This is a genomic window from Paenibacillus xerothermodurans (genome assembly GCF_002220865.2).
Classification (GTDB): Bacteria; Bacillota; Bacilli; order Paenibacillales; family NBRC-103111; genus Paenibacillus_S; species Paenibacillus_S xerothermodurans.
The window spans coordinates 95,122-105,187 of sequence record NZ_NHRJ02000012.1; the positions used below are offsets into that span (position 1 = coordinate 95,122).

Below are 10,066 nucleotides of genomic sequence, written 5' to 3' on the forward strand. Positions count from 1 at the left end.
CTAGAAGGGGTCGCTAGCCAGCGGCCATCCAATTGGCCCAATCCGGCGGCGAAGCATCTCAATACGCGCCAACATGAGCAAGGTGAGCGAAGTCGAAGCGTTATTTTCGGCGACGCTCGAGCGATTCGGACGCGTGGACATTCTGGTCAATAATGCCGGCACATGGAGTGTAACGTAATCGCGGACGTACAGAGGAGATGTTTGATCGGCATTTCGCATCCACGTGAATAGGGACTTATTTCGCCTGCCAACAAGAGATGAAACATATGGCAAACAGGCGGGATGACCATCAACTTTTCGACCTCCGTGTCGTGCGCGATGCTCCCGCGTAGGCGCCCCTATGCTGCAGCGAAAGGTGCGGTCGAGCAGTTGAACCGCCAAATTGGCGAAGGAATTCGGTCCTGAGGCCATCGTCATCAATTGCATAGCCCCGGTCAAGTGTCGACCGAGTTATCTTTTGAACGGCAAATCTCCAGGAGCTAATTGATTCGTTCCGCCCAATGAATGCGGTTGGACGGCTTGGCGAACCTAAGGACATCGCAAATGCGATCGGCCTGCTCGTCAGCGATGAAGGTTGGACAAACGATTCGCGAAAATGACGTAAAAGGAGGGATAAAAGATGAAGGTCACCTTTGCAACTGACTCAGACTATGAATACATACGAGACCGTGACCTTCATATTGCTGAGAGATTAATATTGTCAAAAATAAAGGGAAGTGAAATATACATTCTGAGGAACCAAGATGAGCGTAATATCGGATGGCTGAGGTATACAAAGACGCAGGATGCTTAATACTTGATACACAACCGTTGGAAATACTTCTTATCAAGAAGCTGAGCTAGCGGAGAAACGAAAGCTGAATACACCGAAACAGAAGACTGCCGCGGGATTGATATTCTCCCCTATAAGTAGACAGGTTTAAAAAAATAAACCGGCTACTCGAGCGGATATGAAACAGTACAAATTGACGGTTGCAGCCGTGGATGTTAAGATACGACTATTAATGATGAGGAGGATTGCGATCAATGACTCACTCCATGCGTTTAAGGTAAGCACGCGACGGATTTTCCACTGAGGTGGGCCTTTTTTGAGCTGCTTATTTTTACGTATGAGGACATCGACCGCGATCCAGACGGCTTTTTTGCCATGCCTCGTTTCGCACTGTTCTGCCGCGTAAATTATGCAGACTCAAGCCCGCATGTGGCCTTGGGTCTGCATTTTTTAATTGCGGTAATCTTTGGTTGTCGATGAAAATAAGAGAAAAGGAGCCATGACGATGCGACGCATGCACTGGTATTTCTTTATATAATCTTCCCTTCGCAAAATCGCAGGTCAGCCTGCGAACTGAAAACACGGAAGCTGCGATTTTCGAAGGAGGATAAATAAATTGTTATTGATAAAAGCAAAAGATATTTATGTGGAATATTTGGGGCGCGAGGTGCTCGATATTGACCAGTTGGAGTTGTATGAATACGATCGAATCGGTCTGGTTGGTGCGAACGGAGCGGGAAAGAGCACATTATTCAAAGCGTTGCTAGGCAAAATTCCTCTGCAGCATGGCAAGATTGAAAGGGAAGGGACGTTTACCTATATCCCTCAGCTGGAAGAGGCCGTTGTCCAAGATGTACAGGATTACTCCATAATGGGCAAGTTAGGCGTCAACCTAGTGCATGCTGAGGCAATGAGCGGCGGGGAAGAGACGCGGCTAAAGATCGCGCAGGCGCTGTCCGAAGAGGTGCATGGCATTTTTGCCGACGAGCCGACATGCCATCTGGACCGGGAAGGCATCGACTTCCTCGTTAACCGGTTTAAACATTATCGCGGAGCTTTGCTCATCATCAGTCATGATCGTTATTTTCTAGACCAGGTGGTCGATAAGATCTGGGAGTTGCAAGACGGGAGGATCACCGAATATTGGGGTGGTTATACCGACTATTTGATGCAGAAAGAAGAGGAACGACAAAGTCAGCTTACCCAATATAAACAATATGTGGCCGAACGAGAGCGGCTGGAACAGGCTATCGAAGAGAAGAGAAGTCTTGCCCGGAAGCTGGATCAGAAGGCAAAGGGAGCAGATAAAAAAAACAGCTCGGAAAGTGGGGGGCGCCTCGGCCATCAGAAATCCCAAGGAAGCAAGCAGAAGAAGCTCCATAACGCAGCCAAAAATATGGAACGGCGAATCGAAGCGCTTGGCGAAGTTATTGCGCCCGAAGCCATACGAAGCGTTCAATTCCGACAGGTCAAAGCGCTGGAATTGCACAATCCATTTCCGATTGTGGGAAACGAGATCGTCAAACGGTTCGGAGACAAGGTGATTTTCGACAACGTGTCCTTCCAGTTCCCGCTCGGGGGCAAGATTGCGATAACCGGAGCTAACGGGGCTGGAAAAACCACATTGTTCAACATGATTAGCGGTCGGGAGAACGGTATTACGCTATCACCCAAAGCGGAAATCGGCTATTTTGTCCAAACCGGTTACAAGTTCGATCGGAATCAGAACGTAATGGCATACATGCAGGAAAACTGTGAATACGCCGTTTCGGCCATTCGCGCGGTACTCGCATCCTTGGGGTTCACGCATCAGGATGTGCGCAAAGGGCTGTCGGTATTGAGCGGCGGGGAGATCATCAAGCTGCAGCTAGCCAGATTGTTGCTGGGTCGCTACAACATCCTGCTTATGGACGAACCGAGCAATTTTCTGGATATTCCCGCCGTGGAAGCGCTTGAGACCATGATGCGAAAATACGTAGGCACCATCTTATTTATATCGCACGATGCCCGTCTGCTGGAGGGCGTCGCCGATCAGGTGTATGAGGTGAATGATGGGCGGCTTGTTCGATTGAAGTAATGAGAAGATTAAGGAGAAAACACTTATGCATATGCAATGGAAAAAGACATTCGCATTGATCTTCAGCGGGCAAATTTTTTCGATTTTAACGTCTTCTATGGTTCAGTTTTCAATCATCTGGCATTTGACTGAGACGACGGGGTCGGCTGCCGTCTTGATGATCGCAGGTCTTGCCGGATTCCTGCCGCAAGCGCTCCTAGGCCCGTTCATTGGCGTCTGGCTTGATCGATGGAATCGTAAGATCACCATGATGGTTGCCGACAGCGTCATTGCGTTTTCCAGTTTGGTTCTAGGCATTTATTACTTATGGGGTGAACCAAGTTTATGGGTCGTGTATGCGATACTGTTACTTCGATCGACAGCCTCGGCTTTCCATGCTCCTTCGTTCCAAGCCGCGATCCCGCTGATCGCGCCAGAAGAGCAATTAACCAGGGTGGCCGGCTGGCATCAGTTAGTGTTCTCCGCTTCCAGCGTACTTGGACCGGCACTCGCAATAGCGGTATACTCGGCTACTTCACTAGGAACGGTACTGCTCTTGGATGTGGTTGGTGCCTTGATCGCCAATCTGATGCTGCTGCTGGTCAATATTCATCAACCGAAGCCGGAGATCATACAAACGCCTTCGTTCCAGAAGGAGTTTATCCTCGGCTGGAAAGCGTTCCTCTCTGAAAAGTCGGTGGTTACGATTACGGTCGCGATGGCGGTGTTTAGCGTTGTTTTTATGCCTCTTGCCATGCTATTTCCCCTGATGACGCTGTCGCACTTCGGCCGCGGGGGGTATAGCGCCAGCTTGATTGAGGCGGTATTCGGTATCGGCATGATCCTTGGTGGCGCGCTGTTGTCGGTGCTTGCTTCCAAGTGGAAGGATTCCACGTATATGAGTCTGAGTTTAGTTGTCATTGGGTTGACTTGTTTGCTCAGCGGGATCATTGAAAGCCATGCGTTTATCTTATTCGTTGTACTTTCCTTCTTTATGGGAGCGGCAGCCCCTCTGTTCAACGGTCCCTACATGGCAATGATCCAGAAGTCGTACGAACCAGAGAAACTGGGGCGCGTGCTGTCGTTCGTAACAAGCATAGGCTTATTGTCCTCACCAATCGGGCTTGCTCTGGCCGGACCGATCGTCGATCGCTTCGGGGTTCAGATCTGGTTTTTCTGGGCCGGGATCGTCGTAATCCTGATCGGAACTTTTATCAAGTTATATTTCATAGGAAAAGAGAATAAACACGTCGGGCAGGGATCAATTTAGCACAGCTTTATTATGGGTAGAAGAACCGTCATGCGTGTATGCGTTTGACGGTTTTTCTCGCTCAACAAGCAATGTAATGAAGTGCAAACATCTGATGATCGCGCATGTGAGGCTGGACAATCGGAAAACGCTAGCTCTATAAAGGAATGCCGGCGGCTGGCCAGAACGATCGGCGGCGGTTTGCGTTAAACAGTTATGTGTAAAGACTTTCTCAACCAAAAATATGTGCGTTATGTTAACATTGGATTTAGAAAACATGGGAGGTGCATTTTTATGGCAATGAGAAACGAAAAAGAAATGTTTGAGTTGATAAAAAATGTAGCCCAAAATGATGAACGAATTCGTGCGGTTTATATGAACGGTTCCAGAGCCAATCCCAACGCTCCAAAAGACATTTTTCAGGATTACGATATTGTTTATGTGGTGACTGAAACTGCCCCCTTTCTGAAAGACGACAAATGGATACATATATTTGGCGATTTAATTATGATCCAAGAGCCCGATAAACTAGCCCAAGGTGTTGGTGTGGCTGTGGATTTTGACAGGTCATATGGGTATTTGATGCTCTTTACAGACGGTAATCGGATTGACCTTCATATTGAAACGAAAGAATCTATGATCGAGGGCTATTTTGGTGATAAACTCACGGTTCCTTTGTTGGATAAGGAGAACTGTTTGCCGCAGATTCCGACCCCGACAGACATTGACTATCATGTAAAACAACCAACAGCAGGCCAGTACGTTAGTTGTACCAATGATTTTTGGTGGTGTTTGCAGAATGTCGCAAAAGGAATCAGGCGAGATGAATTACCGTATGCGAAGCGTATGTTCGAAGAAACAACCAGGGCTTCACTGGATCAGATGGTGTCTTGGTGGATTGGGAGTAAATATGATTTCCAAATTTCTAGTGGGAAGCTGGGGAAGTATTTTAAAAAATATCTGCCTGCTGCCTATTGGGAGTTGTATAAAGAAACATTTTCTAATGGGGACTATGAAAACTTCTGGAATTCCATATTTGTGACTTGTGATTTGTTTCGTGCTTTAGCGATAGACGTTGCCACACAGTTTTCATTTATATATCCACTGAATGACGACACAAACATGACGGCGTATCTAAAACATCTCAGATGTTTACCTCTTGATGCCACGGAAATATTCTAAGACTCATTAGTTAATTAAAATTTCTAGTTCAACAAACGGATCATAGTTGCAAATGATGAAGGATATTGCAGAAAAATGTGGGGAGGCCCAAATGAACGAAAACGCACTGCAGCATGCGCTGGAACTTCAGTTATTTGACCGATTGAAGCCGGAGTTAACATCGTTCTGTTATAGAATGCTAGGATCGATCGATGACGCAGACGATGCCGTTCAGGAAACCTCTATTCGTGTTTGGCACAGTTGGAACTCATTCAGACAGGAATCCTCGTTCAAAACATGGGTCTATCGGATTGCCTCAAATATATGCCTGGACAAGCTAAGACAAGCTAAACGCCGCACTCGTCCCGTTGACTTTTCCGACCCCCAGGCATCGATTATCGTACCCAGCGAAACGTTGCCTGACTCATCCTGGATCTGGCCTGCGCCCGCATTTTCGGAGAATCCGGAAGATATACTCATTCGAAAAGATACCCTTCAACTCTGTTTTATTGCCCTCTTGCAAATCTTGCCTCTACGTCAACGTGCAGTTCTTATTTTGAAGGATGTATTTGAGTGGTCCTCCAAACAGATTGCGGAAACCTTAGGATTGTCGCCAGCAGCAGTTAACAGCGCCTTGCAAAGAGCCAGAGAAACGATGGGTCGGGCGAAACTCCGTTCTGAAGAATACAGCTTGATGGATGTCGAGCCTGATCAAGAACTGTTGTCACGGTATGTGGAAGCTTTTGAACGATTTGATATCGATGCACTGGTAACCTTGTTTCATGAAGAAGGCCATATGTCTATGCCGCCTTTTCCTATGTGGGTATGCGGCAAGGACGATTTGTTCAAGTTTTTTTCGCTTACACGCTGGCATTGTGACGGGTCCCGGTTTTTGCCGACTACGGTGAATGGCGGTTACCCTGCTTTTGCGCAATATGTGCCGAGCAGCGACAAAACCTCCTTGGTGCCCTGGGGAATTCACGTCATTGTAATGAAAGACAAGAAGATATTCCACATCCAAAATTTTATCAACACAAAATTATTTTCCCGATTTCGACTTCCTGAACAATTAGACCGATGAATATTGCAGTCGGATTTCGTCTAAGTAAATGAGAATCAAAAACAATAATCGAGTGAGGTGCTTCACAATGGAAACAAGTGAAACGAGAGTCACCGTCCAGGCAGTCATTCAGGCGCCAGTATTAACTTGTGAAAGGGGAGTTGAAAATCAATGATTAGCAAAGTAGGTCAAATTATGTTGTATGTCAACAACCAAGATGCGGCAAAGGCTTTTTGGACAGAAAAAGTAGGATTTACTGTAATTGCAGAAGAGGATAACGGTCAAGGAATGAGATGGATTGAAGTTGGCCCTACCGGTGCAGCAACAAGCATCGTTCTCCAAAACAAGGAATTGGTCGCTAAAATGGAGCCTGATATGAATCTCGGCACACCTTCTTTAATGTTTTTCACGGATAATGTCGATCAATTATACGCCGACTTATCCAATAAAAATGTCAAAGTGGGGGAAGTTGTAAGTATGCCTTCCGGGGAAAAAGTATTTAACTTTGCAGACGATGAAGAGAATTACTTTGCAGTCATGGAAAAAAAATAAATCGTTTGCTAATAGTTACGATAGTTTAATGGGAAGTCTACAATGTAGTGTGGTTCTTAAGATCAAAAGTAACAAACTGCTAGCATGCCGTTTAAAGGCTACATGATTTCCAATTTGTTCAAATAAACGTTCTTAATTTTAGCATACATAAGAACATGTGGAGTCTCCCGACAATTGCCGAATTTAACAATGCATGCTGCCACGAACTGTGTGGCAGTATGCATTGTTGTTAAACTAACGTATCCGTTAATGCTGCTACCGCCGCGCACCCCACCTCCTCCGCTTTACCATGTGTTGTCCTTTTTCTTGTGATAAAACATAACCCGCGGTGATCTAAATCACCACGGACCCCACTCCCAGAAAACCGATTAAATAACTTTATTTTCTTTCGCCAACAGATAATTTGCATATCCCCGCCCCATGTGTTACGATTTAAGTCGACAAATTTGCAGGTCTATACAAGGAGGTTCACGCGCCCATGTCCCCCCGTACCAAAGAACAAAATGAGCTCATCCGCATGCAGCGTAGAGAACAGATCCTGGACGCCGCCGCGCGCGCCTACTTCCGCACGGGTGGCAGCTTTGATATTCGCGACGTCGCCCGCGAGGCCGAGCTCGGTTACGGCACGGTATACCATTATTACCCCAACCGGCATGTATTAATAGAAGATGTGCTGCGCAGCGGCTTCGAGCGATGCGAGCAAGCCCTGACAGAATGGGCAAGCATCTGCGGCGGCAGCCCGGATGACAGGCAGCTGTTGACGTATTGCAAGGCGCTGCTCCGGCTGTGGCAGTCGGACGCACGCGCATATCTCGTCTATAAAATGGCGGCGGAACATTATGTAGGCTTACCTGAGACGGATCGGCACCCCGCCAAGAGACGATTCATGGAACGACTGTACGTTCCGCTCCAATCGATCGCCCAGCGCGAAGACGACAGCATCGACCATATGCTTGCCGTGCTGGTCGGCTGCTGCGGGCTGTACTACTATGCGGGCACTTCCGAGCTGGACGTCGATCGAATCGCTAAGCTCGCGATGCAAGCTATTACGAAGGAGTCCTGATACGAACATGGTCATCTTAAAAAGCAAGCATGAAATCGAGGCCATCCGCAAGGCATGCCAAGTGGTGGCCGAATGCCATCGCACGATCGCCCCGCTCATCAAACCGGGAATCACGACGAACGAGATTGAGCGCATCTTCGAGGACATTATCTCGAAGCACGGCGCCAAGCCCTACACGAAGGGCTACAAGGGCTATCAATATGCGACCTGTGCCTCCGTCAACGACGTGATCGCACATGGCTTCCCTAGCGATAAGCCACTTGAGGAGGGCGATATCGTGACGATCGACACGGTCGCGGAGCTCAACGGCTGGCTCGGCGATTCGGCCTGGAGCTATGCGGTCGGGAAGATCTCGCCGACGGCCGAGAAGCTGATGCGCGTAACGAAGGAATGCCTTGACCTCGGCATCACGCAGGCGCAGCCCGGCAATCGGCTCGGCGACGTGACGAGCGCCATCCAGCGGAATGCCGAATCGAACGGCTTCGGCGTCGTGCGTGACCTTCTCGCGCATGGCATCGGTCGGGACCTGCACGAGGAGCCGAACTATGTGCATGTCGGCAAGCCCGGCAAAGGCCTCCGTATCAAGGAAGGCATGGTATTCACGATCGAGCCGATGATCACCGAAGGCACCTACTTCATGACAATCGATCCGGACGGCTGGACTGCGCGGACGTTTGACCGCAAGCTCGCCGCCCAATACGAGCATACGGTCGCCATCACGGCTGAAGGTCCACAAATCCTGACCGCGCAATAGAATAATTAGAGGCCGACCACGAGATGGTCGACTTCTTGGTTCCGTTCGAAGTGTCAAATAAAAACGAAGTATTGACACTGAATGTGTTGATCTTACGCGGAACGTAGCCAAAGCGTCAGGTCCCGCCCAATAAGTATTAGACTGACTCGAATACGTAAAAGCGGTAGCCTTGGACCAGAAAGATAAAGTCCTAGATTACCGCTTTTTACTCAACTAACGTGTCCCGTTAGTGAAAAAATTCATCGGACAAAACTTCATTCAACGTGCGTCGAGCCTCTTCTATTTTTGATGGATTGGGATTAGTGTGGTCGGCAATTGTTATCAACGCTTTCCATAATGCCCATCCCCGGGCGCGGGACCAGGTATCCTCATCGATCATGAGACCTGCTCGGAAAATTTCTCTACTCTCTCCAGAAAAGAACGTCCACGCAATAGTTAAATCACACGCGGGATCACCTACTGCCGAACAGCCGAAATCGATTACGGCAGATAAGCGCCCCTTTTTGACAAGGAGGTTTGTTGGATGCACGTCTCCATGAACCCAAACTGGTGGGCGGTTCCATGTTGTCTTGATGGATTCTTCCCATACAGCAGTGGCAGCATCTTTATCAATCTGATTGCCAACAATTGAAATTGCGGTACGAGTTTGCTCATCGTAGATGCTTACTGGTCCACCTCGATAAAAGTTATGGAGACCAGGAGAAGGACCACCGATATCAATTTTTTGCAGGTCTCGAAGGAATTTGGACAACTGCTTTGCAAAATCATTTAGATTTTCTATCGTGTTGATTGACGCATTCTCGCCATCAATCCACCGATAAACTGACCAATGCCACGGATATTGCTCAGAAGGTGCTCCCTTGGCAAGAGGAGTGGGGATGGGAAAACGTAGGTGCGAAGCAAGCTGTGGCAGCCACCGTTGTTCTTTTTCCACTTGTGCAGCATATCCTTCGCCGCTTGGTAGCCGCACACTCATTTCGTTACCAAGACGAAATGTTCTATTATCCCAGCCACTTAAATCAACGGGCTTGATTGGGAGCTGAGCCCATTGCGGAAATTGTTCTGTAATCAACCGACTTACTAATGACACATTGATGTCCACTGCCACAGTTGACCCTCCCAGCAGTTAGATTTTTACATCTACTATCATAGTTTTGCGGTAAATCATGCGCAAGGGAGAGTATGGTTAAAACGGTTTTGATTAACACAGCTTGGACAATACTGTCGGAAAGATAAATAGACCGCCAATGATGATATGCTCCCCTTTAAGTAGACAGGTTTAATAAATAAACCGCTGCTTGGAGGGGAGTTTTTTTGTCAAGAAAGAATGAATATAACGCTACTGAGAAATTCACGATCATAGAAGAGTGGGAAACGGGTGGCGGTACCCGGGCGGCAG

The 10,066-nt window shown here is 47.9% G+C and carries 9 protein-coding genes; 8 read left to right on the top strand and 1 reads right to left on the bottom strand.

Annotated elements, in window-relative coordinates:
* Positions 1-73 precede the first annotated feature (73 nt).
* From CBW46_RS21915 to map, 8 genes are all read left to right on the top strand, one after another.
* On the top strand, positions 74-178 hold the full coding sequence (locus CBW46_RS21915; RefSeq protein WP_243633355.1) for a hypothetical protein: 105 nt from the start codon (positions 74-76) through the stop codon (positions 176-178).
* A gap of 1,210 nt (positions 179-1,388) precedes the next feature.
* Complete coding sequence (locus tag CBW46_RS16350) at positions 1,389-2,849, top strand: Msr family ABC-F type ribosomal protection protein (RefSeq protein ID WP_089201065.1); 1,461 nt, start codon at positions 1,389-1,391, stop codon at positions 2,847-2,849.
* 25 nt (positions 2,850-2,874) lie between these two features.
* On the top strand, positions 2,875-4,098 hold the full coding sequence (locus tag CBW46_RS16355; protein ID WP_089201066.1) for an MFS transporter: 1,224 nt from the start codon (positions 2,875-2,877) through the stop codon (positions 4,096-4,098).
* Between the two features lie 279 nt (positions 4,099-4,377).
* Positions 4,378-5,259 (top strand): aminoglycoside 6-adenylyltransferase, encoded by an 882-nt coding sequence (locus tag CBW46_RS16360; RefSeq protein ID WP_089201080.1) that lies wholly within the window; start codon positions 4,378-4,380, stop codon positions 5,257-5,259.
* 52 nt (positions 5,260-5,311) lie between these two features.
* Positions 5,312-6,319, top strand: a complete 1,008-nt coding sequence (locus CBW46_RS16365; protein ID WP_243633356.1) for a sigma-70 family RNA polymerase sigma factor — start codon at positions 5,312-5,314, stop codon at positions 6,317-6,319.
* Between the two features lie 150 nt (positions 6,320-6,469).
* A complete protein-coding gene (locus tag CBW46_RS16370; RefSeq protein ID WP_089201068.1) occupies positions 6,470-6,850 on the top strand; it encodes a VOC family protein in 381 nt (126 codons plus the stop codon).
* Positions 6,851-7,328: 478 nt separating this feature from the next.
* Entirely contained in the window at positions 7,329-7,913 is a 585-nt protein-coding gene (locus CBW46_RS16375; protein ID WP_089201069.1) for a TetR/AcrR family transcriptional regulator, read from the top strand.
* Positions 7,914-7,920: 7 nt separating this feature from the next.
* A complete protein-coding gene (gene map / locus CBW46_RS16380; RefSeq protein ID WP_089201070.1) occupies positions 7,921-8,667 on the top strand; it encodes a type I methionyl aminopeptidase in 747 nt (248 codons plus the stop codon).
* A gap of 226 nt (positions 8,668-8,893) precedes the next feature.
* Here the strand turns inward: map and CBW46_RS16385 are convergent, their stop codons facing one another.
* Complete coding sequence (locus CBW46_RS16385) at positions 8,894-9,775, bottom strand: aminoglycoside phosphotransferase family protein (protein ID WP_089201071.1); 882 nt, start codon at positions 9,773-9,775, stop codon at positions 8,894-8,896.
* Positions 9,776-10,066: the final 291 nt, after the last annotated feature.